Here is a 20,973-nt window from a genome sequence, read left to right on the forward strand (position 1 = left end):
ATCCTCAATGTAATAATGGCCTCACCTATTTAAGATAGGCACGAACCAGCTCAATCGTATCGTCAACTGATTTACTGACTTCATGACTGTAGCTGTCATTCTGGTCAAAGGTTTCCCGTATGTGGCTCTCCAGCACCTCTGCCATCAGTCCGTTAGCGGCGCCCCGGACGGCGGCGATTTGCTGGAGAACGGAACGGCATTCAGCGCCACTTTCAAGTGCTCTTTCCAGAGCATCAATCTGACCCCGGATACGGCGAACCCGGGTTAGGACCTTTTTTTTCTCTTCAGGAGTACTGGGCATTGCTTACCTCACTGCTCTGTATTTCTTATACTATAGGGGAGTATTACATTAAGATCAACACATACCCCACTATAGTATAATAAATATATCAGAGCACCGGTAATGACTCCAACTTACTGATAGTGTTTTATGTTCAGATAATGCCCGATGACTTTGTCATGCAGCTCCACCGATTTTGAGAACGACAGTGACTTCCTGCCCAGCCTTGCCAGATGCTGCCTCAGATTCAGGTTATGCCGCTCAATGCGCTGCGTATATCGCTTGCTGATAACGTGCAGTTCTCCCTTCAGGCGTGATTCATAAAGCGGCCAGCCATCCGTCATCCATACCACGACCTCAAAGGCCGACAGCAGGCCCAGAAGACGCTCCAGCGTGACCAACGTGCGTTCACCGAATACGTGCGCCACAACCGTCCTCCGTATCCTGTCATACGCGTAAAACAACCAGCGCTGGCGTGATTTAGCGCCGACGTAACCCCACTGTTCGTCCATTTCCGCGCAAACAATGACGTCACTGCCCGGTTGTATGCGTGAGTTTACCGACTGCGGCCTGAGTTTTTTAAGTGTCGTAAAATCGTGTTGAGGCCAACGCCCATAATGCGTGCACTGGCGCGACATCCGACGCCATTCATGGCCATATCAATAATTTTCTGGTGTGTACCGGGCTGAGAGACGGTGTAAGTGAACTGTAGCTGCCATGTTTTACGGCAGTGAGAGCAGAGATAGCGCTGATGTCCGGCAGTACTTTTACCGTTACGCACCACGCCTTCAGTAGCTGAACAGGAGGGACAGCTGATAGAAACAGAAGCCACTGGAGCACCTCAAAAACACCATCATACACTAAATCAGTAAGTTGGCACCATTACCCGAATTACCAGCGTCTGCTCTTGGCACGGAGCGGACCTATTTACTGAGCCGAAGGTCCGCTCAGACTAACTCATTAAAGCCTGGTTGTTTTATCGCATCATCAGCCGTGTTCTGAAGCATTAGCTATGTATCTTCAGGGATGCTGATTTTCCCTCTGCACCAGATAAACCAGAATACAGTTTGATGTCGGTCAAAAAAGACAGCTTTAAGTGCATGAAATGAATAATGTTTCTTGAATGCTGGCAAAGCACTGGGATAGTAGTGTTGATTATTAGACGATCGGTCAATATTATTTATTGACGACTTAATGACTGAACGGTAAACGCCCGGACAAACGAGGTGAACGTGTTTAAATCTTTATTAATCAACAAAACAGATGGACGCTATAGTGCGCAACTTGCTGAAATCGCTGAAAGTGAACTACCGCAGGGGGATGTGGAGGTCAATGTTGACTATTCATCCATCAACTACAAAGACGCACTGGCCATTACGGGCCGGGGCCCAATCGTCCGACGCTTTCCCATGGTGCCCGGCATTGATTTTACCGGTACAGTGTCCGCCAGTTCACATCCCGAATATCAGGCCGGAGATAAGGTTCTCCTGACCGGCTGGGGTGTTGGGGAAAAACACTGGGGCGGACTATCCGAAAAAGCACGGGTAAATGGAGACTGGCTGACGCCGCTCCCGGCTGGCGCTAACGGCAAACACGTAATGGCAATCGGAACAGCTGGGTTTACCGCGATGCTGTGCGTAGACGCACTTCTGAATCATGGTATTAAGCCTGAAGATGGTCCGGTACTTGTTACCGGTGCCAGCGGCGGCGTCGGGAGCATTGCGGCCATGATCCTTGCATCAATGGGGTACCGCGTTACGGCGTCTACTGGACGCCCGGAAGAGGCTGCCTGGCTCTATAAAACGGTCGGTGTGGACGAGATTATTAACCGTTCCGAGCTCTCCTGTCCCGGAAAACCGTTACAGAAAGAACGCTGGGCTGCCGCCATTGATACAGTCGGTAGCCATACGCTCTGCAATGTATGCGCCGGGGTGCGTTATGGCAGTATTGTTGCAGCCTGCGGCATGGCACAGGGGATGGAACTAATGGGGAATGTGGCTCCGTTTATCCTGCGTGGCGTCACGCTGAAAGGGATTGACAGTGTCATGTTCGCGAAGGAAAAAAGAGCGGCGATCTGGCAGCAGGCGGTACAGTATTTACCGGAGTCCAGACTGGATAGCCTGACCACCGTTTATCCGCTGAGTGATGCCATCAATGTGGCCGAAAAACTTCTGAGTGGCGGAATTCGTGGCCGGGCAGTAATTCAGTGTAGCTAATGAAGTGGAAGCCAGGCTCAGCCTGGGTTTGATAATTATTATCAGGGGCTGCGGCCCCTTTTTTACTTTTCAACAGCCGTGTCCTTAGAGGGCTGATAGCGTACTGACTTTTTGAAATAGCTCCAGAAGTCGTACACAGGCTGGGTTGAGCAATAAAGTTTGGCACGCATTACGGCACCCTCCCAACTGCTCCAGAAAATGGCCGCCAGTTGCGTATTATTCATATCGGAACGGATTTCGCCCGAAGATAACGCGTCGGACAGACAGCACGCCACAAGCGCCTGCCAGCGCTCAAGTATTTCGTGGAGCTGTTTGATAAAGGACAGTGGAAGACCCGGACTCTCCTGCATCATATTGCCAACCAGACAGCCCCGGGTGAAATTGTACTTTTTAATGCCGTCGCAGGCATCGTCGATGAAATTTTCCAGACGCATCATTGGTGTGAAGGATGATTCATACAGATGTTTTTGGAGTTTATGCACAAAGAAACTGTCATAGGCGCTCAGAACAGTCTGGGCATACTCTTCTTTGCTCTTGAAATAGTAATAAAATGAGCCTTTAGGAACACTGGCATTTTTGACAATGGCATCGACTCCCGTTGAAAGAAAACCATTCTGCGTGAGCAGTTCAAGCCCGCTTCGGATCAGGTCATTACGGGTATCTGTATAGGTACTCTCTGTTTTTCGTGGCCTGCCTCGCCCACGAATTTCGCCAGTCATGACTTTGCTCCTGCATTTTATTAACGGAAAAGAATAAGTGATTTTGCGCGGAGGCTTCAATCAGTTTATCCCCGGCGGTGACGAGGTGGCCACCTATGCCGACTGGACAGGGGACTGACTATTGCCATAACGCCATCGCAGGTTGCTTCAGTAAACCTGCTAATCCCGTACAATGGCGAATTCGCTATATCCGCTTCTCGCACTTAGCTGCCATAAATCGGCCAGGCAATCACAGGTCATTTCTGTCTCGCAAAGAAGGTGCCGTTTCTGCTTTGCGTTGACACCCCTAAATATTAGAATTAAAAGGAGAGAGTTACTGGAAAAAGGCAGCGGAGGCAGTGACAATCGTGGCTTGAAGCCACTACTCGATGGATGCGGACATGTAGTTGGCGTCATTCGACAAAACTAGCAAACTTCTAATAGTCACCATTTCTCCCGTCTGGCGGGAGTGCTGTCAAATGCCCCCCTCATCTCTGTGTGGGAAATGAAGGGTGAAGGGGAAATAGATGACAGCGTTATTTCTACGCCCAGAATACTGAATACCTTGTACAGACGATCAATACTGGCGCTAGCAGGGTTTGCTTCCAGGCGGGCATAGGTTTGCTGCGTTACGCCAAGCCTCTCAGACACATCTTTTTGCGTGAAGCCCTTGATTTTGCGAAACCCGATTAGCACAGGTCTGAGCTGGTTCAGCGTTTTTATCGGGAACTGATTATTCATAAGTGACCTGCCTCGCAGACTGAGTAGGGAGTACCGCCCTGTAATACAGCAGGTAAGGTGTATTTTGTGTTATACAGACTATAGGCTGTAAAACCTTTATTGAAAAGATGCTGATGTTCCAGGGGCATGCCGAGCATGGACGATTTTCTGCGGGGCGGTATTTCGCTACGGGGGAGATTGCGTTCGGGCAATGTACCGGTGTAAAAAACGTCAATTTTTCAAAACCGCTGTTATCGGGATAAGCTGAAAACTCCGAAGGCAGACACAGCCACGAATAATGTCAGACTTAAACTCTGTAGCTGTCTTCTTTTGCCTGTAAATAACGTCTAGTTTGACTCTGATGAAGGCTGTACCAGGCAGAGAACATGTCACTCTCGGGGCCGGATGATAAAATGTGTTCAACTGGCTGGGCAGGGTAATAGCGAAGAACGTTCTCTGAAATTCGATTCAGCTCAGCGTAACGTGCGCTGTAGGTATGTATAATCCATTGCATCAATTTTGCATCCGTATTATTCGCAGATTACACACAAGAAGCTTAACAATGGCTGAAAGAGTGAGCAGGGATATGTAACAAAAACAAGGGCTTCAAGATGAACTGGATAAAACCGGAGCAGAGCAAGCCCTGTTCCGGTTTGTCAGGCTTTGGAATTTCTTCCAGGCCCCTGCAGCTAGTCACAACAAACACATTAATGTTTTCATTGCTTCAATTCAATATTATTGTGTGAAAGGGATTCCATCGAAATCGGCTTATGCATGCTTAAAACTAAACTGCCCCGGCTGCAGTCATTTGGTTGCTGTGGGCTCTGTACTGTGTCTAATAGTGAAAGAATCTTACGTTATAACGAAGGAAATTGCTGAATGACTCTACGATTGCAGACGGAATCACCCGCTGACCAGGATATGTTTAGAGGCAGCAGTCATGAAAAAGTTGCAGAGAATGTGGCTCAGATCATCAGGACACCTGATGTCAATATTATTGGTCTGGAAGGTGAGCTGGGTTCAGGTAAGTCAACAATATTGAAGTTCCTGCAGAAAAAGCTTAAAGATGATTTTACGTTCATTAACTTTGATGCAGAACGTTACCATCATGGCTCAACTAAAAAAGCGCTTATCGATGTCATCCACCACGGGGTCAGCCTACAATGTCCGGGCTCCCGGGATGTGTTGGATAAGTATAAAAATCTGGCTCTGGGTAACATCGTTGAATACGACAAGAGGGTCAGCAGCAGGCTAAGCTGGTTGACCGTCGTTTTTATTTTACTGTCATTGCTTTCCGTGCAGATGCTTCGTTATGTGCTAACAGACCTTAATCAATATTTTACTAACAATGATCTTACCCACGAATAGTGGACACACGACTAAGTGAGTAAACTCTTAACCAGAGGTGACTCATGACAAAACCAGCATCAACCAGTAAGAAGCCCCGCAAACAGTACACGCCTGAATTCCGCAACGAAGCCCTGAAGCTTGCGGAACGTATCGGTGTTGCTGCCGCTGCCCGGGAACTCAGCCTGTACGAATCCCAGCTCTACGCATGGCGCAGTAAGATTAACAATGCCCGCAGCTCTTCCGAACGTGAGCAGGAAATGTCCGTTGAAATTGCCCGTCTTAAGCGCCAACTGGCGGAACAGGCAGAGGAGCTGGCCATTCTCCAAAAGGCCGCGACATACTTCGCGAAGCGCCTGAAATGAAGTATGTCTTTATTGAAAAACATCGGGCTGAGTTCAGCGTCAAAGCCATATGCCGGGTACTGCGGGTCGCCCGTAGCGGCTGGTATGCGTGGCGTCTGCGTCGTCAGCAGATAACACCACGTCAGCAGTTCCGGCTCGTCTGTGATACTGCTGTCCGTCAGGCATTCACTGAGGCAAAACAGCGTTATGGTGCGCCTCGTCTCGCTGACGAACTGCCTGAGTACAACGTCAAAACCATTGCCGCCAGCCTGCGGCGTCAGGGGCTTCGCGCAAAAGCGGCCCGGAAGTTCAGCCCGGTCCGATACCGCGAACATGGCCTGCCGGTGTCTGAAAATCTGCTGAAACAGGATTTTTACGCGAGTGGCCCGAATCAGAAGTGGGCGGGTGACATCACGTACTTGCGCACGGACGAAGGCTGGTTGTACCTGGCGGTGGTCATTGACCTGTGGTCCCGTGCTGTCATCGGCTGGTCGATGTCGTCGCGGATGACAGCGCAGCTGGCCTGCGATGCGCTACAGATGGCACTCTGGCGACGTAAGCGCCCGGAAAATGTCATCGTGCATACGGACAGAGGCGGGCAGTACTGTTCGGCAGACTATCTGGCGTTACTGAAGCGGCATAATCTGCACGGTAGCATGAGTGCCAAAGGATGTTGTTACGACAATGCCTGCGCGGAAAGCTTCTTCCACTCGCTGAAGGTGGAATGTATCCACGGGGAACGCCTTATCAGCCGGGAAATCATGCGGATGACGGTGTTTAATTATATCGAGTGTGATTACAATCGGTGGCGCCGACACAGTGCCTGTGGCGGACTCAGTCCCGAACAATTTGAAAACCAGAACCTCGCTTAGGGCCGTGTCCACATTACGTGGGTAGGATCACAAGGAGTCATTATTAGGGTGGCTTTTTTATGTTGAGGTGGCCGCGTTTCTTTCTCCTGCCATTATGGTCGCAGGACTGGCATGCCTGCAGAACATGGAATGGTACAGAAAGAAAGGGTATTCGAGTATTGGTGATTTGTTCAAACGCAACAGTACTGACAGGATTGAAGAGACTTGGCTAGTTAATAAGGAGGTCGGAGCTATTGAGCTGGCTGAAGCTCTGCAGGGATTTACCTCCAAAGAGGTCATTTCCCATGGAGATCGCTTCATCCTTATCATTGATAATCTGGACCGAATCAGTGCAGACAAAGTGAAAGAGCTCTGGAGTGATATGGAGCTTATTGCCGGAGCCACTCATGAACACTTCAGGATAGTGGTGCCCTATTCGGCAAGACAGGTTTCAGCCTCACTTTCTGTGGCGGGTTTCAGCGGGCGTGAGTTTATTGCAAAGCGGATTCCTGTAAGTTTTCAGGTTCCTCCTCTTATTTCGGCAGGATGGCAGGAAGCGTTAAGGCAGTACTGGAAAGAAACAGTAAATGAGGATGCAGGGATAGCGTGCCGGGAAGCAACGGTGTTGCTTGAGCGCTGGAAACCCTCTGAGTATCCTCGTATCACACCGCGATTAATGAAGAAGTTTGTTAATGATATTCATATTCTGAACCTTACCGTTCCTGCAACAGAAGATCATCGCCATATTCTTATTGCTCTCTACTTACTGGTGGTCAGATACGGGGAGCGAGATATTAAAGTATTACTTCGCGATCCCAAAGCTAGTCAGACCGAACCCGGTATTGCTCCGGATGATTTTGACGAGATGCTCTCGCTAACTTATCAACAAATATCCCGAATTTTTAATAACGATACAGAAAGATGGAGCGAATTTCTGATGAGCATCCACTATCAGTCCACGGTGGAGCTTGCCAGGAGCGAGTTGCTTGATACGCCTCTTAAAGACGCGATTGGTGCTATAAATATCCCACGGCTTGAAGAACTGACGGCCTTGTGGGGTTTCGCTGAAGCATGGCAGCGAGTGGCACCACATATTCAGATGCGAGACTGGCTGGTTTCTTATAGCCGGATGGATGAGAAGTGTCAGGCTCTCGCCGAACCGCAACTCAAAGTCGCAGTGCAAATGCTGAATCAGAGTTATGCTGTTTCACTCAGAGAAAAGAATGATGAAGGTTTCGTATTGAGTCTGCAGAAACTGATGGCTGACGGGCGGATAAGCCTAGAGCCTTTCGTCGAAAGGCAAATATCGTTTATTGTGAGTAAACTTGATGAAATTCAGGATTCAGAAAAATTGGAGGCTGAATCCACGCAGACGTTGCTGCAGGAAGCTGATTCATACTCTGTTCTGGCCGGTGAATCACTACTGAATAAAATGGAGAATTTTGTAGATGGCGTATTTTATGTGGAATACCTTGTCAATAATGAAGAGACCTTGTCAAACCTGAAAATTGGCACACTAGATATCGGAAATCACGGTCGGGAGGAGATGTTACGCTATGGAGCTGAGCAACCTCAGATAGACCTTTTTAATCCGGGAATTATCCGGCATATCAATATTGCATCGAAGGCGGTACAGAACGTAATTGGAAAGAATGATGGTACAGGTGGGGCTCAGGTTAGCTCTGCAATAATGACGCTTAAAAATCGTCAGGTTGTTGAGGACGTTATCCATTTCAGAAAAATTGTTCTGAGCCCGGACTGGAATAATAATGTTTTAAATCAATATTATCTTAATAATACGGCGACGAGGAATCTCTTCCCTGCGGAATTTGCTGCACAGGCTGTTGCTCACATGGTGCTCCATGGTAACTATGCCGGTATCGAGTCGTACAGTGAACATATTGGTGAGGAACGGTTTGACCTGGCTTTGGCTGCATATCTTCGTTATCTACGTACTGCCGAGAGTATCTTTATAGCACTTAAGGATAAAAATGTTCTGCCGTACATCAAAAATGCTGTTGGCAGGATTGTTGATTTAGGTCTTCTGGTGAATATACCTGTCCTGAGCTTTGTTAAAGGTCAGTATGACGTCATCAAAGAAGCTACAAATGCAACCTCTCTTTTAATATTTGTGCGAGAGCGTCAAAAAGCACTGTCAGAGAAAATAATTGAGTCTGATGTGAATGCTATGGGTCCAGTATTTCTCCATGACGTATATCAGTCAGGTGAGCAGTTTGATATTTTGAAGAAAAAGCTGAACGCCCTGGCATGTGGAGTATTTAGTTCTTCTGAAAGGCTTATTGAGTGTTTTACGGTTCTTCCTGTGAACATGCGCTTTATCCTTGAACAAATGCAACTTCAGGGGCAGCATATCCGGATGGAAGGTAGTGTGGGTATCTTTGCATCATGGTTCCGTGATGCAGAGCCAGACGTTGTCACAAATGCCGAGAACATTCATTTCCTGTGGTCTTGCCTCGACGATACCCAGAGAGAGACTGTACTTGATGAGTTGCACGATGTCTTACTTGAAAGACATATTCGTATTGACAGCCGTATTGCGATTATTACCCGTTTTCATAATGAGTTGTCGTTTATTGAACCTGAGAAGGCCGTTGAACGCAGGGCTATTGCGGCGCTGTTTAGCGCTTCTGTTGATAATGTATTATTGTCTCAATGGCTTGACCGTCAGACGTTTTCATTTTCATCATGGTCTCCGGAGGACGCCCGTACGGCAACGAGTTGTATAATGAATAACTCGGAGATTTTTCCTCTCATCTGCAGGAATTCACAGTATATTAAAAACAGAATGTTACCAGAGAAAGCGGACGTTACAGAAGATAGTGATACGTTTCCGGACTGAGTTCGTTCTTTAAATCCTATACCTGAAGACCACAGCGGTGGTCTTTGGGAGTTTTTTTATTGCCTGATATACATTAAGCATGTTATATCTTGCTAAGAAATAATCATTCAGGGATTAATCATAACTACTGAAGTTATGTTGTGTTCTTTTCTTTTAAAAATAAATTATTCAGATTTATTTTCTATTGATTTAATGAGGTAGGGAATGACAGAAAGTGCTTTGCTTTTGCGAGAGGCATTTAATGAATCGGTTAACTATATGACATGGTCTTTTTATTCACTGATAACTGCTTACGTTTCGATGGCTTTTTATGATAGAGTTGAGGTTAAGACCCGAATAAATAATTATCTGAATAAGTTACTTTTCGTGATTGCTATGTCCGTTTTTATCCCAAATATGTACTTTGTTTCAATGGTGTTCAGTCAGAAGTTAGGCACCGCAGCTGGCGTTGCGTCATTCATTATTGGGCTACTTTTCATGATGTTAAACTCGGCGCCTGTAATTACTGGTATCGTACAGCAGCGCAAAGATTGAGTTTTATGAGTATAGTCAGTTGGGTTTTCATCTGTTTTATCAGACTTAGAAAAATGAAATCTTTCAATTCATTGATTTTAAACGCAAAAAAATTTCTAAATGATCAGAATTATAGGGTGCTCCTTATGCTGCGCCGTCGGCATTGACCACTCGATGGAAACCTTACTCCGCACTGATCCTGAGAAGTACGGCTACCAGGCTGGTCTAAACCGCCTTCAGCGTTTCCTGACCAAAATCCAGTACGACTGGAGCCTTCGGGATTATATCGGCCGCAAAGTGTTTGAGGGCGGGTATGTGCGTCTTCAGCCCAATGTTTTCTCGTCGTCCCTGACCGAACGACTGTTCCATATCTGTTGCAGCCTCGATTACGTGGAGGCCCAGCGGGCCGCAGCGGTGCGGGAAAAGTTACTTTCTGGCGAGGTCGAAGATACGGCGCATAACCGCCGCATGGCGGAGCCGCAGTTTCGACTGGTGCAGGAAGCCAACGTGCTGCATATCGACTTTCTCTGGTCACTGCATTGCTTTAACCCGCGACCATTTCGCGCCATCGAACTTTACCGCCAGGTGTGGGAAGGGGGGGCACTGGATCTGCTCGACGATGAGCCAGCTATGCAACCCGTACCCCGCACGCCGATGCCAGCACCACGCTGGATGAAGTTGCCGGAAGGCCGTATCGGGACGTCATTTGACGGGCTGTCTGATCCGTCTGCCGAAATGGCCTATTTTGACGGTCGGGAGGATGACCGTGCTTCCCGCAGCCTGCTGAGCAGCGGGGAAAGCCTGAACATCGTTGCATTCGAAGAAGAGGATGAGCTGACGGTCGATGAAGACACTGCGTCCTGGATTATCTGGCATGAATATGACGGATTACGCCAGCGTGTGTCTGACGGTGAGTTTACCCCCGTGGCGGCGGCACAGTACCTGCTTAGATACGGCGCCGTCCGAATTTCCCGGGGGAAAGGTGCGGTGTACCACCGCCTCGCTCAACGCGGGCAGGCCTTTTCACGTCTTGGCATTAACGACCAGACGCCGCTGCCGTCCCTGCTCGTCAGCCACCGTTTCAAGATCCTGACCGACTGCGATTACCGCCTGCTCGTTGCCCGTAAACTGCGGGGGCAGCGGCAGAAACTGCGCTTCTGGTGCTGTGTTGCGGCCTGTGTGGCGCTGCACACCCACAACCGAACGCCTCTTGGGGCATGGATCACGACGCAACTGGAGAACGAACGCCAGCAACATCTGGCCCGGACGGGTGACGAACTGAAAGCCGGTCTGCTCGACGCTGTACTGACTCTCTGTAACCTGCGGATTAAGCCTCAATCAATGCAACCGGAGGAACGGTTGTATTACCGGGCTGTCAGAAAACGCTTTCTGACGACGTTAGCCAGGTGTATTTCCCAGGAGTACGACGAAACCTTACGGGAGGTTATTTGGGCGCTGAGGATGCTGTCCGGTCCCCAGTCTTCGAAAAAGACGGGATTCCGGCATGTGGATGATTGCCGGGAGAGTACTGCGGCACTGTTAAGGCCTCTGCTGAATCGTCTGGTCCGCCTGCTGGCGTGAGGCAATTAGCACAATCAGACAGACCTAAAAAAGCGTGAAAATAGCCCCGTTAACGGAAAAATAGATGAAATGTGTGTGGTGTAATGCTCGCAGGGGTGAAGTCCGTTACGGTGCGGGTTTGAAAAGTAACTTTTTTCATCAGACTAACAACATCCATTTTAAAACTATTAGGGACTGATATATGACCGATAAAGAGGATAAAAAAAGGAACTTAAGGAAGATAAGGGGCATTTCAATCAACTGGGAATTTAATAAGCCCACTGGTAAGGAACACCTGCTATTAATTATTGCCATAGTGGCATGTATTTTCCCTAGTCAGATTTTTTTCAATTCCTCTCTATGGAGCGGCTTCCTGTATTTAATTTGTGTTGCGGGTAGTTATGCATACCTGGCTATACCTCATTTTAAACATCGTAAGGAAATCTGGAAGGGATGGCTTGACCAGTCGCTGAAAGAGTACCAGCCGCTTGATCTGCAAGCTTGGGAGGTTTTTAAGGCCCGCGTTAGTGAGGAAGGCATGACTTATGTTGCTTTTGAATCATGGATGAATACTGAGGCTAGTGCTTTATATAAAGAACCCAAACAAGAATGGTCATTTGTCGACAAAACACCGGTCGGAGAAAATGATCAGTCAGAACCTGTTCAACAGATTTCAGTAAGTAATAAAAAAGAATAGATAATTTTAATCGAAAACCGTCCTGAAAACAGGGCTAATTATCCAGAGGATTGCACTATGACTATTCAAGAAAAAAATACCGTTTTCATTTTTAATGCCTGCCACGCTGACAAGGCCACTGCCTCCAGCGCCAATGCACTTTACAGCCTGGAAGTTGAATATCCGATGACCCTGAATGATTTGTCATTGCTGTGTGAGTCTGTCGCGAAAGCGTTGGATGCACCTGGTTGCGTGAAATATGAAATTACGACCGAGCCGGTAGTGGAAGCGGATGAAGATTAATTCGGGGTGTGTACACCACGTTTTCAGGAAGGGATGTAGAGTCCCGCGACCGTGTAACGACTGTCGTTTCCAGGGATGGGCGAATAAAGATGGATAGGCTTCTCAATGTGTGAACCATGTGTGAAAGGAGAAACCACAGTGAAGACACGTGGAATGCTTTTTAAAGATGAAATGGTCAGGGCAATTCTGGCAAACCAGAAAACACAGACGCGGCGGATTATAGAGCCTCAGTACAGTTCACCTGAATGGTCGGTAAGGCCTGCGCAAACACCGCGACATCGTGGGCATACGCATGACTGGTGGCTTCCAACAGGAACTCAGCCAAATTCGGCGCTTCGCGCCTGTCCGTACGGTGTAGTTGGCGACCGTATTACTGTACGTGAAGCGTTTTCCTTGCTCGGGAATGAAGATGCGTGCGCGGTGGACTGGAATGACAACATTGTGATGGACAGATCTGAAGCAGCCCGCATTTACCGTGCGAGCTGTGAACAGCGTTCGGGGGATTATGGGCTGTGGTCGATCCCTGATGAGGCCGACTGGAAGCCCCGTACAGAAAATATGAAGTTCGAAGGTGCGTGGACACCTTCTATCCATATGCCTCGCTGGGCCAGCCGTATAGTACTGGAAATCACCGATTTGCGAGTAGAGCGGTTAAACTGCATCAGCGAAGAGGATGCGAAAGCTGAAGGAGCCCCAACCGAATGTTGTGTTATTGGCGATAAGCATTTTCTTGGCTTCCGCAGCCTTTGGAAAGACACCTATGGAGAAGACAGTTGGCAGGCCAACCCGTGGGTGTGGGTAATCAATTTTGAGCGCATTGCTGGGGAAGTCGCATGAATAATGAGGTGAGTTCGCTGGGTACGGAAAAACCCGAAGGTCCTTTTGTTCTTCTGACGTTAGTCGGTGATGGTTTTATCTTCGATGAGCGGCACGAGATTATCAGGATAAATGGAAGACCAAAGCAGGTCGGAGTAAAGCGAAATTATTTTGAATCTGATCTGGGGGAAGGGAAGGCGAAATGCTGGACAGTGGATATTAATGAGGCCCATGTATTCCCCACTCTGGATGCCGCGACCGAACAGCTATGTAAATTAAGCCGACCACACCTGATTAAAATCCGAAAACTAATTCAGGAAATTTAATAAAAAACCGTCTTAATATGGTTGGGAGGTCCGGTGAAAGTTCTAAATAACAAAGGCTCAGTAATCGAATTACCCAATTTTTCAGAACTCCTCCCGAAGGTTAAATCTGATGATGGGCGATTTTCAAAGCCCAAAAATAAAATATCCAAAGAGCAACGAGCCGAACTGCGTTTGAAATTTGGTGGTCGGTGTGCCTATTGCGGCTGTACTCTGCCGGAAAAAGGCTGGCATGCCGATCATGTTGAACCGGTGAGGCGGGATTTTGAAATGGTCAGAGCCCCCGCTGGAAGCCGAGTGACACACCAGGCTCGAAGTACCGGTAAGGTCATGCATCCTGAACTGCATGCAAGCGAAAATCTTTTTCCGGCTTGCGCCCCCTGCAATCTCTTTAAAGGTGCATTGAGTGTTGAAGGAATGCGGAAAGAAATAAGCCGCCAGGTAGAACGCGCCAGGGCATACAGCGTCAACTTCAGGACCGCAGAGCGATTTGGATTAATTGAAGTCACGGAGAAGCCGATTGTCTTCTGGTTCGAAATGTATCAAGCGACACCGAAATAATTGAAACCATAATAAACGAGGATAATGACGATGTTTTTACACCTGGTACCTAAAATCCTGCATCCGATGGGAAATCTCTGCACGCTGGATTCCGTGAGCGTCACGGAACTGTCGCTTCACCTGACAGGAAATGACCTGTTTGCGATGCGCCCTTATCCGAACAAGCAATACCTGGTGGGTATGCTGAAGGGTCGCAAGGCATTGAATGGATTTCTGGTCAAAATTCCCCGAGCGTTAGAAGAGTTTACGATGGTCTCCGTCTGGAATATTGAAGGATACGGCAAAATAACGCACACCCTGAAGACCTTTGTCGAAGATACGGAATATGACCTGGTTTCCCATGACGTGCTGCTGGCGCAAGGGAGCTACCGGGCACAGGCGTCTGAAGAGTATCGTGTTCACCCTGTCTATAAAAACATTGCGCCGGTACACATCGAACCGAAGATGGAGTCCCTGCTGTCGACCGAACCCAATTTAGAGAACGATGTCTGTGAAACCTATTCGTGGGGGATGCTGGTGCGTACGCGGGAAGAGGGGTTTAAGGCAATGACGATGCCATCAGCCCGTCTCAGGGAGTCTGAGGCACTGCGGGGGGATCGCCAGCCACAACCGGAGCAGGCCATTGTTATTAGCGGGTGAGTGGCGATCAGCCTGATGTCGTTGCACAGGCTGACAGACTCTCAATGGATATACCGGGGAAGTTGATTTTCCAACCTGTAGGTTATTCGGTTCGTACCCCGATTCGGTATAATTAGTTAAATCATAGTTAGTTTAGGTGATGCTGCCAACTTACTGATTTAGTGTATGATGGTGTTTTTGAGGTGCTCCAGTGGCTTCTGTTTCTATCAGCTGTCCCTCCTGTTCAGCTACTGACGGGGTGGTGCGTAACGGCAAAAGCACTGCCGGACATCAGCGCTATCTCTGCTCTCACTGCCGTAAAACATGGCAACTGCAGTTCACTTACACCGCTTCTCAACCCGGTACGCACCAGAAAATCATTGATATGGCCATGAATGGCGTTGGATGCCGGGCAACCGCCCGCATTATGGGCGTTGGCCTCAACACGATTTTCCGCCATTTAAAAAACTCAGGCCGCAGTTGGTAACCTCGCGCATACAGCCGGGCAGTGACGTCATCGTCTGCGCGGAAATGGACGAACAGTGGGGATACGTCGGGGCTAAATCGCGCCAGCGCTGGCTGTTTTACGCGTATGACAGGCTCCGGAAGACGGTTGTTGCGCACGTATTCGGTGAACGCACTATGGCGACGCTGGGGCGTCTTATGAGCCTGCTGTCACCCTTTGACGTGGTGATATGGATGACGGATGGCTGGCCGCTGTATGAATCCCGCCTGAAGGGAAAGCTGCACGTAATCAGCAAGCGATATACGCAGCGAATTGAGCGGCATAACCTGAATCTGAGGCAGCACCTGGCACGGCTGGGACGGAAGTCGCTGTCGTTCTCAAAATCGGTGGAGCTGCATGACAAAGTCATCGGGCATTATCTGAACATAAAACACTATCAATAAGTTGGAGTCATTACCGTTAGTTTATTATGTGTAAGGACATAAACATGGATGAATATCTGGCGCTGGACAAGGCACTCATCGAAGTTCTAACCCCGGTTCCTAAGCCGTTCGCGACATTATTTGCCGGAGAAATCAAAGCAGAGTGTCACAGGATTGCCGCTAGGGAAAGCAATCCGCAACCATTGCGGATTCTTGACCGCCGTTTGCAATCGCTAATTAAGGACGGTCGCATTTCTTATACAACCGGAAAAGGTTGGCTTAAATGTGGTGGCACCGTATAACGGTATTTTCAATACAAAAAATTGGAAAGAATCATGACCAGCAATCGCTCCCGTGAAATCAAAACACCGCCTGTGCATATTATTGCGGATTACGTTCTTCGCTTCATGAAGAACAATAAAGAAGCGAAATTGTACGAAGCAATGAGCCGTCTTGAAAGTAAAATCAAACTCTTTGTTGCTGACGGCCATGATGAGCAGCATATCCGGACACAGTTAAATCAGGCCACACAATGTCATACCAAAGAAACACTGAAACGGGCCTGTGAACGGATTTGTATTTAACCTCATGTTATACATTCTGCGAGTGGTAGGCTGGCCTTTGACATCGTAGCCAGATTCTACCACTGAAAGAGGGACGCAATTTTAATGAAATTTATCCTGTTGTTTTTCATTTTAGTCATTCTGATCTGGGGGTTTACAGGTCTGGCTTTTAAAGAAGCCATTATATTTACGTCCGTCGGACTGAGCATTTCGGTTGTGGCTTTGTCTGCTCTCCTTGTGGTAGTTCTGACATTTGTAATGGCTGCAATGTATGCAACTCAGGAACTGGGTGCGCTGGGAAAAATGATTATCGCTCAGGTTGTACTGACCGGATTATGGAACCTGGCTTTTTCTATTATCCCGGACGGAAAGTTACTTTCTTTTTTCGGCGTAAATATCTGGCAATCCGGCTCATACCTGGTTTACTTCATGGCAGTGTTGATAGCTGTTTTTGCGACGTTCGTCGCGTTCCAGAAGCAGCAGTAGTTTTTACCTGATGCACCATAAGCCTTCCGATATGGAAGGTTTTTTCCTTCAGTGCTGAGTTTATTTATAGCGGGTCTGTCTTTACACCTTTTTAAACTAAATTCTGTCCTATCTAATTTATCTATTTTTTTGCTCTTTGGGTTATTAGCCGGGAGAGTCGGTTTGTTATATTGGGTTTACACCAACCGCGGGCAAAAAAATGCAGATTAATAAAGTCATGTCTTTTCTTGATATTCTTTCTAGCTGGCTTGAAGACAATATTAATATGGAGTCTGAGCTGGTCTTCGATAATGATGTAGACAATACCACCTCAGAAGCCCTGTATCCCGCAGTGGAAAAAGCTAACGCGGTATTGAGCAAACTTGCATCTCTGTCGTCTGATACGATTCAGGCGACGCGTCAGCGTTTACAGGACGCTGTCGAAGGCAATGGGGAGGTTTCTCCTGCTGACGTCAAAGAGCTGCTCTTGGCAACCAAGCATTTGATGCTAGCGCCGGATTGCGGAGAATAATCAGATGAGCAGATTAACATTCGAGATTTCAGGGGTAAAAAAACTGCTTAAAGAAATCCAGTCAGCGGAGCAATTCCTTGCAACCGTTGATCAGCTTTTTGAGCCAACAAATTATCCGGGGGGGGTGCCTCTTAACGAAGCTGGTAAGACGGAAAAAGAAGCTTGCCTGGCAGGGGAAGTTTTCTGGCCATCGCCAAAGCATATGGTTCAGACCCGTCTGACCCCTCAGATTACTCTGGTAAAAGGCCATGGCGTCTGTCTGATTACCAATGCTTCTCTGGATGGAAGTCCTGTCTCCCGAGATACAGCTATCTATGCCCGTGGAATGAATCCGTCGCTTGATGAAGATTGGAATTATGAGTCTGATCAGATTATGGGAGGAGATGATAGTACAGTTACTGTACCGCTTGAGTGGTTTGAACTCGCAATCGAAAAGAAACTTAAGGCTTTTAGTCTCAAAGTATCCCCTACAAAAATAACGCTGGTGAATGGATAAACGAGTCACAGGCTGTATCGGTCTAACATGGTCTGTCCCTGATCTTTCAGCCAGCCGAACAGACCCACCTTAAAAGGAGTATTATGGCTGACACAAAGCGACCTATTTCCCCGCTTACACAGGCCCAAATCTATGTGTTGCATCGTCTGGCAAGCGGAACGAAGTATGAGATCTGCGGTGAATTTCGTCGGGCCCGGGAATGCCGGATGTATAGGGGGGCATCGGATGATGTGCGATGCCGTAGCACCCCGGTCCTCTTTCGGCTTGGGTTGGTTGAGCTGGTTAATCCGTCCCAGCGGCCTTTACCGGGAAGTTATTATCAGGTCAAGCTGAGCGCCACTGGGAGTGATCTCCTGAGGTCCATCGAACGCGACTAAATTTTTCAATTGGAACCGTTTTTCTCTCTGATATCAGGACGGGATGACCACAGGTACCTCGAAAAGAACCTCGCCATTGCCAACCCTGAGGCGCTATTTTTTTCTGGTCAAAATAGGCCCGTTAGCGAAAAAAAAACGGTATCTGATGTGGTGTAATGCTGTTGTCATTTCACCCCAGAAGGATAGCTACTGATGAAATTGTTTTATAGCAAACCAGTTCGCTTTATCGTCATTATCTGTGTATTTCTCCTCGGCGTTGATAACTTGAGCGATATGTTCGCCGATGTTTCCCGATCTGTATTCTACGGCGGTCTCGCTGCTCTCCTTGCAATTGCCGTCGTCATTGCCCGAGTTGGTTACACCAAAAATGCGGACAAGGCCAGCCAGGCGCAGTAACTTTTACTCAGCCACCTTTCGGTGGCTTTTTTTTCATAAGGACTGACTCATGCACAACATTGAAATTTCTACCGTCGCCATTTTCAGCGCCCAGTTTAAAAACATCGAAGACGCCGAGAATGCCGGGGCCCTATATTCAGTCGACATCGAATATCCGATGACGCTGAATGACCTGTCGCTGCTGTGTGAATCCGTAGCAAAAGCCGTTGGTGTCCCTAATGGAGTAAAGTACCAGTTTGTCACTCAGCCGCAACCGGAAGAAAGTGATTATTAACGCTTATGGCGACTGGCTGAACAGGAGAAGAACATTGCCCCATGTTGATCACACCCGGACGCTCCGGGTCCAGCTGTACGATGCCAGCCGCTTTCATGATGGCGCGACGGCGGAACAAGCTGGCGAACTGCATACTGTCGCATTCAGTAAACCCACGATTACCGATGATATTCAGAAAATTGTGGATACCACTGCCGAGGTGCTCGGTAGACGCTACAGCGTTAACGTATTCTCAAACTGAGCGCCGGAGAAGGAGGTGTCCAGGTGACCTCCTTCTACCTTTTTTTAAATCAAAGACCGTCAAATTTAATTCCCCTGTCAGACGTCATCGGCACACTTAAAATAAAAACCGTCCTTTTCCCGGTTGCCATTTTCACTTTTCAGATATTCGTCAAAATATTTCACCACGGGTTATTTGGGCCAGAGGCCGTATTGATATAATGAGCTCACATTTCTGAAAGGAGTTTTAGATGAATAAGTCTCTGGTCAGCTTTGCGGAATTATCTGGCGATGCTATTAATCTTGCGCGACAGTCGGTTATCGAGATGGAAATGACCGCTGCCCGGGAAAAGATTGGAAAGGCTCGTTCGTTATTCCGCTCAGGTATTCATCGTGCTGTTAATGGCTATCCGCTGATTCAGTCGGCGGCTAACCAGATGAGCGTCATTAAACGACTCCAGAGCGACACAGAATATCTCGATGCCTGTATTACTGAGAATCTTTGTATGTTCTCGACAGAGGGTTATCTGTACCTGTTTATGCAACGCCGCTTCATTAATGAACCCGTGTCTGAAGGCCGGGAACTGAACAATATTTCCATTTAAAGGTGACATTATGAAACCATTTGGACTTGCCGGAAAACCGCAGCCTGAGCCCTGTGGCTGCTGCTGGTACTACCCGGAGGATTGCCGTTATGCTGCTGCGAAACCGCTTTACCGCCGCAGCCAGCGTAAGGCTGAGCGTCAGCGTCAGCGTGCGACTATTACCCGCACACTGGCCGAATCACGATAGCCGTAAGGACTGCTCATGCCTGGGCTGACAGTACCCTGTTACCTGGCGGCATTATCCGCTGTGAGTGATTATGATTAAATACGTCACCACGTCGATTTCCCCGATATCACCGGAGCAAAGATGAAACTCAGTCAGTTGGAGGCGGGGATGACCGTTTGGTCACTCTTCCGAACCAAAATGGGCAATACCACCATTAAGACAGTAACTCTTCATTCTGTCGTTATTCAGGAGGTTTACGATAACCACGTTATCGCCAGCTGGAACCGCAATGCGCCGCGTCGGTTCGGGGAAACGGCGATAAGTAGCTGGAAAAAAGATAAGCCGCTACTCATCCGCGACCGTTCCGGAAGTGTCCGTTTGGCGACGCGGGAAGAAAAATCCCGAATATTGGAATCAAAATAGCGCCCGTCCATCTTATCGGTTTGGCCCGTTCCGTTCTCAGCGTATTCCGGTGATGGCAGTTTTCCCCCCCACTTAACTGTAGGGAAACAAAACAGCTCATTGCATCCCACCTTCCTGCTGTCATTTCCCTCTTTATTCCCGTTTTTTTCGAGCCCTTAACCCGCAAACTAGCTCCCGTTCACCGGGTATGATCAGCGTGTCTGTGACCATTAATTTTCAGAGTGAGGAGAGGGTACATGAACCAAACTGAATCGGACCCGTCCGGATATACCGCAACAACGGTCGATGAAGAACGCATGGCCATCAGGGAACTGATCGGCGAAGTGGTCGGCCGCTACCGTAGACAGGTACCGCCTGATCGCGTCCAGAAAGCTACTTTTGAGGTGAATGGCGGGCTGCTCATGGGGCTTTTGCTTGCTCTGCTGATGCTGGTATGTATTATCCAGCGTGTGGCAACTGGCGACCGACTGATGAGCTTTACCGGAGAGCCTGACGTCCGGGATATTCAGTTTACCCTGATGCTGGTCATGGAGCTCGCACTTGGCATTGTTGTCTGGTTCCTGATTGCGACGGGGGACTATTCGCGTCCCTGGCTCTATCGTCTTACTCCGGCAAAACCCGTCTGGCTTTTTGATGAAGTGGAGGACTCCGATTTGGTGCTGCTTTCCAGCAATCCCTTTATCAAACGCTGGCTTCACGAGGAACTAACGAAAATCAGGCGACTGACGTATACCCGCCTCGATGAGAAACTGGAGAAAATCGCCCATTACCCGGATAGCCTAATGCACAGTTGTGTTCGTGCTCACCGTTTGTCACTGATCGCGGGTTCGAAGACTGACTGATTACAGCCGGAAAGAAGCGGGGGACCGGACGGGCTGGCGGC

Annotated in this window: 29 protein-coding genes; 25 read left to right on the forward strand and 4 right to left on the reverse strand. The window is 48.3% G+C overall.

Features of this window, described 5'->3' with window-relative positions; all coding sequences use genetic code 11:
• Positions 1–25: 25 nt before the first annotated feature.
• Positions 26–301 carry a formaldehyde-responsive transcriptional repressor FrmR gene (frmR, locus tag C2U54_RS25810; RefSeq protein ID WP_017384071.1) on the reverse strand — a complete coding sequence of 92 codons (276 nt, stop codon included), beginning with the start codon at positions 299–301 and terminating at the stop codon, positions 26–28.
• 113 nt (positions 302–414) lie between these two features.
• Positions 415–1,112 (reverse strand): IS1 family transposase gene (locus C2U54_RS25815; protein WP_223195083.1). Its coding sequence is split into 2 segments (ribosomal slippage): positions 415–863 and positions 863–1,112, totalling 699 coding nucleotides; the frame shifts between segments, so codons are not numbered across the junction.
• A 400-nt stretch (positions 1,113–1,512) separates the two neighbouring features.
• On the opposite strand from C2U54_RS25815, the gene acuI reads away from it, so the two are divergent.
• Positions 1,513–2,496 (forward strand): acrylyl-CoA reductase (NADPH), encoded by a 984-nt coding sequence (gene acuI, locus C2U54_RS25825; protein ID WP_023280857.1) that lies wholly within the window; start codon positions 1,513–1,515, stop codon positions 2,494–2,496.
• Positions 2,497–2,558: 62 nt separating this feature from the next.
• Here the strand turns inward: acuI and acuR are convergent, their stop codons facing one another.
• Together acuR and C2U54_RS25835 are read right to left on the reverse strand one after the other, a co-directional pair.
• A complete protein-coding gene (gene acuR, locus C2U54_RS25830; protein WP_023280966.1) occupies positions 2,559–3,215 on the reverse strand; it encodes an acrylate utilization transcriptional regulator AcuR in 657 nt (218 codons plus the stop codon).
• Between the two features lie 423 nt (positions 3,216–3,638).
• Positions 3,639–3,935: a helix-turn-helix transcriptional regulator gene (locus C2U54_RS25835; RefSeq protein ID WP_017384073.1), complete on the reverse strand. Its 297-nt coding sequence runs from the start codon at positions 3,933–3,935 to the stop codon at positions 3,639–3,641.
• An 858-nt stretch (positions 3,936–4,793) separates the two neighbouring features.
• On the opposite strand from C2U54_RS25835, the gene C2U54_RS25840 reads away from it, so the two are divergent.
• The 24 genes from C2U54_RS25840 (at position 4,794) to C2U54_RS25960 (ending at position 20,932) form a co-directional block, all read left to right on the forward strand.
• A complete protein-coding gene (locus C2U54_RS25840; RefSeq protein WP_023280967.1) occupies positions 4,794–5,282 on the forward strand; it encodes a P-loop NTPase fold protein in 489 nt (162 codons plus the stop codon).
• Between the two features lie 44 nt (positions 5,283–5,326).
• A protein-coding gene (locus tag C2U54_RS25845; RefSeq protein ID WP_087855188.1) for an IS3 family transposase occupies positions 5,327–6,477 on the forward strand; the annotation gives its coding sequence in 2 pieces (ribosomal slippage) (positions 5,327–5,585 and positions 5,585–6,477; 1,152 coding nt in all).
• Positions 6,478–6,544: 67 nt separating this feature from the next.
• Entirely contained in the window at positions 6,545–9,316 is a 2,772-nt protein-coding gene (locus C2U54_RS25850) for a P-loop NTPase fold protein (protein ID WP_032415320.1), read from the forward strand.
• 204 nt (positions 9,317–9,520) lie between these two features.
• Positions 9,521–9,850, forward strand: a complete 330-nt coding sequence (locus C2U54_RS25855; protein WP_000140246.1) for a hypothetical protein — start codon at positions 9,521–9,523, stop codon at positions 9,848–9,850.
• 153 nt (positions 9,851–10,003) lie between these two features.
• Positions 10,004–11,410, forward strand: coding sequence for a hypothetical protein (locus tag C2U54_RS25860; RefSeq protein WP_223866369.1), 1,407 nt, complete (start codon positions 10,004–10,006; stop codon positions 11,408–11,410).
• Between the two features lie 181 nt (positions 11,411–11,591).
• Positions 11,592–12,086 (forward strand): hypothetical protein, encoded by a 495-nt coding sequence (locus C2U54_RS25865; RefSeq protein WP_015063025.1) that lies wholly within the window; start codon positions 11,592–11,594, stop codon positions 12,084–12,086.
• Between the two features lie 57 nt (positions 12,087–12,143).
• Complete coding sequence (locus C2U54_RS25870) at positions 12,144–12,368, forward strand: hypothetical protein (RefSeq protein WP_022652360.1); 225 nt, start codon at positions 12,144–12,146, stop codon at positions 12,366–12,368.
• 138 nt (positions 12,369–12,506) lie between these two features.
• Complete coding sequence (locus C2U54_RS25875; RefSeq protein WP_187116898.1) at positions 12,507–13,205, forward strand: hypothetical protein; 699 nt, start codon at positions 12,507–12,509, stop codon at positions 13,203–13,205.
• A complete protein-coding gene (locus C2U54_RS25880; protein ID WP_040113307.1) occupies positions 13,202–13,510 on the forward strand; it encodes a hypothetical protein in 309 nt (102 codons plus the stop codon). Before C2U54_RS25875 ends, C2U54_RS25880 begins: the two co-directional genes overlap by 4 nt.
• Before the next feature lie 33 nt (positions 13,511–13,543).
• On the forward strand, positions 13,544–14,068 hold the full coding sequence (locus C2U54_RS25885) for an HNH endonuclease (RefSeq protein ID WP_040113339.1): 525 nt from the start codon (positions 13,544–13,546) through the stop codon (positions 14,066–14,068).
• A gap of 30 nt (positions 14,069–14,098) precedes the next feature.
• Positions 14,099–14,707 carry a DUF6012 family protein gene (locus C2U54_RS25890; protein WP_040113308.1) on the forward strand — a complete coding sequence of 203 codons (609 nt, stop codon included), beginning with the start codon at positions 14,099–14,101 and terminating at the stop codon, positions 14,705–14,707.
• 190 nt (positions 14,708–14,897) lie between these two features.
• A protein-coding gene (locus C2U54_RS25900) for an IS1-like element IS1B family transposase (protein ID WP_103178130.1) occupies positions 14,898–15,595 on the forward strand; the annotation gives its coding sequence in 2 pieces (ribosomal slippage) (positions 14,898–15,147 and positions 15,147–15,595; 699 coding nt in all).
• Between the two features lie 44 nt (positions 15,596–15,639).
• Positions 15,640–15,876 (forward strand): hypothetical protein, encoded by a 237-nt coding sequence (locus C2U54_RS25905; RefSeq protein ID WP_022652355.1) that lies wholly within the window; start codon positions 15,640–15,642, stop codon positions 15,874–15,876.
• Positions 15,877–15,909: 33 nt separating this feature from the next.
• Positions 15,910–16,158, forward strand: coding sequence for a hypothetical protein (locus C2U54_RS25910; RefSeq protein WP_022652354.1), 249 nt, complete (start codon positions 15,910–15,912; stop codon positions 16,156–16,158).
• An 84-nt stretch (positions 16,159–16,242) separates the two neighbouring features.
• The gene (locus C2U54_RS25915; RefSeq protein WP_015063021.1) at positions 16,243–16,623 is read left to right on the forward strand and encodes a hypothetical protein; all 381 of its coding nucleotides are present in this window, start codon (positions 16,243–16,245) and stop codon (positions 16,621–16,623) included.
• Positions 16,624–16,822: 199 nt separating this feature from the next.
• On the forward strand, positions 16,823–17,134 hold the full coding sequence (locus C2U54_RS25920) for a DUF957 domain-containing protein (RefSeq protein WP_022652352.1): 312 nt from the start codon (positions 16,823–16,825) through the stop codon (positions 17,132–17,134).
• Positions 17,135–17,138: 4 nt separating this feature from the next.
• Positions 17,139–17,630: a DUF3085 domain-containing protein gene (locus C2U54_RS25925; RefSeq protein ID WP_040113309.1), complete on the forward strand. Its 492-nt coding sequence runs from the start codon at positions 17,139–17,141 to the stop codon at positions 17,628–17,630.
• A gap of 569 nt (positions 17,631–18,199) precedes the next feature.
• A complete protein-coding gene (locus C2U54_RS27585; RefSeq protein WP_022652350.1) occupies positions 18,200–18,403 on the forward strand; it encodes a hypothetical protein in 204 nt (67 codons plus the stop codon).
• Positions 18,404–18,452: 49 nt separating this feature from the next.
• Positions 18,453–18,677, forward strand: a complete 225-nt coding sequence (locus C2U54_RS25940) for a hypothetical protein (RefSeq protein ID WP_022652349.1) — start codon at positions 18,453–18,455, stop codon at positions 18,675–18,677.
• A gap of 34 nt (positions 18,678–18,711) precedes the next feature.
• Entirely contained in the window at positions 18,712–18,918 is a 207-nt protein-coding gene (locus C2U54_RS25945) for a hypothetical protein (protein WP_040113310.1), read from the forward strand.
• A gap of 229 nt (positions 18,919–19,147) precedes the next feature.
• Positions 19,148–19,501 carry a hypothetical protein gene (locus tag C2U54_RS25950; protein WP_022652347.1) on the forward strand — a complete coding sequence of 118 codons (354 nt, stop codon included), beginning with the start codon at positions 19,148–19,150 and terminating at the stop codon, positions 19,499–19,501.
• 10 nt (positions 19,502–19,511) lie between these two features.
• Complete coding sequence (locus C2U54_RS27590; RefSeq protein WP_162859439.1) at positions 19,512–19,688, forward strand: hypothetical protein; 177 nt, start codon at positions 19,512–19,514, stop codon at positions 19,686–19,688.
• A 120-nt stretch (positions 19,689–19,808) separates the two neighbouring features.
• Complete coding sequence (locus C2U54_RS25955; protein ID WP_040113311.1) at positions 19,809–20,090, forward strand: hypothetical protein; 282 nt, start codon at positions 19,809–19,811, stop codon at positions 20,088–20,090.
• A gap of 236 nt (positions 20,091–20,326) precedes the next feature.
• Positions 20,327–20,932: a hypothetical protein gene (locus tag C2U54_RS25960; protein WP_015063019.1), complete on the forward strand. Its 606-nt coding sequence runs from the start codon at positions 20,327–20,329 to the stop codon at positions 20,930–20,932.
• The last annotated feature ends 41 nt before the right edge of the window (positions 20,933–20,973 follow it).

This window comes from Leclercia sp. LSNIH1 (assembly GCF_002902985.1).
Classification (GTDB): domain Bacteria; phylum Pseudomonadota; class Gammaproteobacteria; order Enterobacterales; family Enterobacteriaceae; genus Enterobacter.

Coding starts and splice junctions, on each gene's coding strand:
- C2U54_RS25940 (WP_022652349.1), top strand. CDS start 18,453: ATGCACAACATTGAAATTTCTACCGTCGCCATTTTCAGCGCCCAGTTT.
- C2U54_RS25870 (WP_022652360.1), top strand. CDS start 12,144: ATGACTATTCAAGAAAAAAATACCGTTTTCATTTTTAATGCCTGCCAC.
- C2U54_RS25960 (WP_015063019.1), top strand. CDS start 20,327: ATGAACCAAACTGAATCGGACCCGTCCGGATATACCGCAACAACGGTC.
- acuR (WP_023280966.1), bottom strand. CDS start 3,215: ATGACTGGCGAAATTCGTGGGCGAGGCAGGCCACGAAAAACAGAGAGT.
- C2U54_RS25835 (WP_017384073.1), bottom strand. CDS start 3,935: ATGAATAATCAGTTCCCGATAAAAACGCTGAACCAGCTCAGACCTGTG.
- C2U54_RS27590 (WP_162859439.1), top strand. CDS start 19,512: ATGAAACCATTTGGACTTGCCGGAAAACCGCAGCCTGAGCCCTGTGGC.
- C2U54_RS27585 (WP_022652350.1), top strand. CDS start 18,200: ATGAAATTGTTTTATAGCAAACCAGTTCGCTTTATCGTCATTATCTGT.
- C2U54_RS25925 (WP_040113309.1), top strand. CDS start 17,139: ATGAGCAGATTAACATTCGAGATTTCAGGGGTAAAAAAACTGCTTAAA.
- C2U54_RS25840 (WP_023280967.1), top strand. CDS start 4,794: ATGACTCTACGATTGCAGACGGAATCACCCGCTGACCAGGATATGTTT.
- C2U54_RS25920 (WP_022652352.1), top strand. CDS start 16,823: ATGCAGATTAATAAAGTCATGTCTTTTCTTGATATTCTTTCTAGCTGG.
- C2U54_RS25855 (WP_000140246.1), top strand. CDS start 9,521: ATGACAGAAAGTGCTTTGCTTTTGCGAGAGGCATTTAATGAATCGGTT.
- C2U54_RS25950 (WP_022652347.1), top strand. CDS start 19,148: ATGAATAAGTCTCTGGTCAGCTTTGCGGAATTATCTGGCGATGCTATT.
- frmR (WP_017384071.1), bottom strand. CDS start 301: ATGCCCAGTACTCCTGAAGAGAAAAAAAAGGTCCTAACCCGGGTTCGC.
- C2U54_RS25880 (WP_040113307.1), top strand. CDS start 13,202: ATGAATAATGAGGTGAGTTCGCTGGGTACGGAAAAACCCGAAGGTCCT.
- C2U54_RS25955 (WP_040113311.1), top strand. CDS start 19,809: ATGAAACTCAGTCAGTTGGAGGCGGGGATGACCGTTTGGTCACTCTTC.
- C2U54_RS25860 (WP_223866369.1), top strand. CDS start 10,004: ATGGAAACCTTACTCCGCACTGATCCTGAGAAGTACGGCTACCAGGCT.
- C2U54_RS25890 (WP_040113308.1), top strand. CDS start 14,099: ATGTTTTTACACCTGGTACCTAAAATCCTGCATCCGATGGGAAATCTC.
- C2U54_RS25905 (WP_022652355.1), top strand. CDS start 15,640: ATGGATGAATATCTGGCGCTGGACAAGGCACTCATCGAAGTTCTAACC.
- C2U54_RS25915 (WP_015063021.1), top strand. CDS start 16,243: ATGAAATTTATCCTGTTGTTTTTCATTTTAGTCATTCTGATCTGGGGG.
- C2U54_RS25865 (WP_015063025.1), top strand. CDS start 11,592: ATGACCGATAAAGAGGATAAAAAAAGGAACTTAAGGAAGATAAGGGGC.
- C2U54_RS25910 (WP_022652354.1), top strand. CDS start 15,910: ATGACCAGCAATCGCTCCCGTGAAATCAAAACACCGCCTGTGCATATT.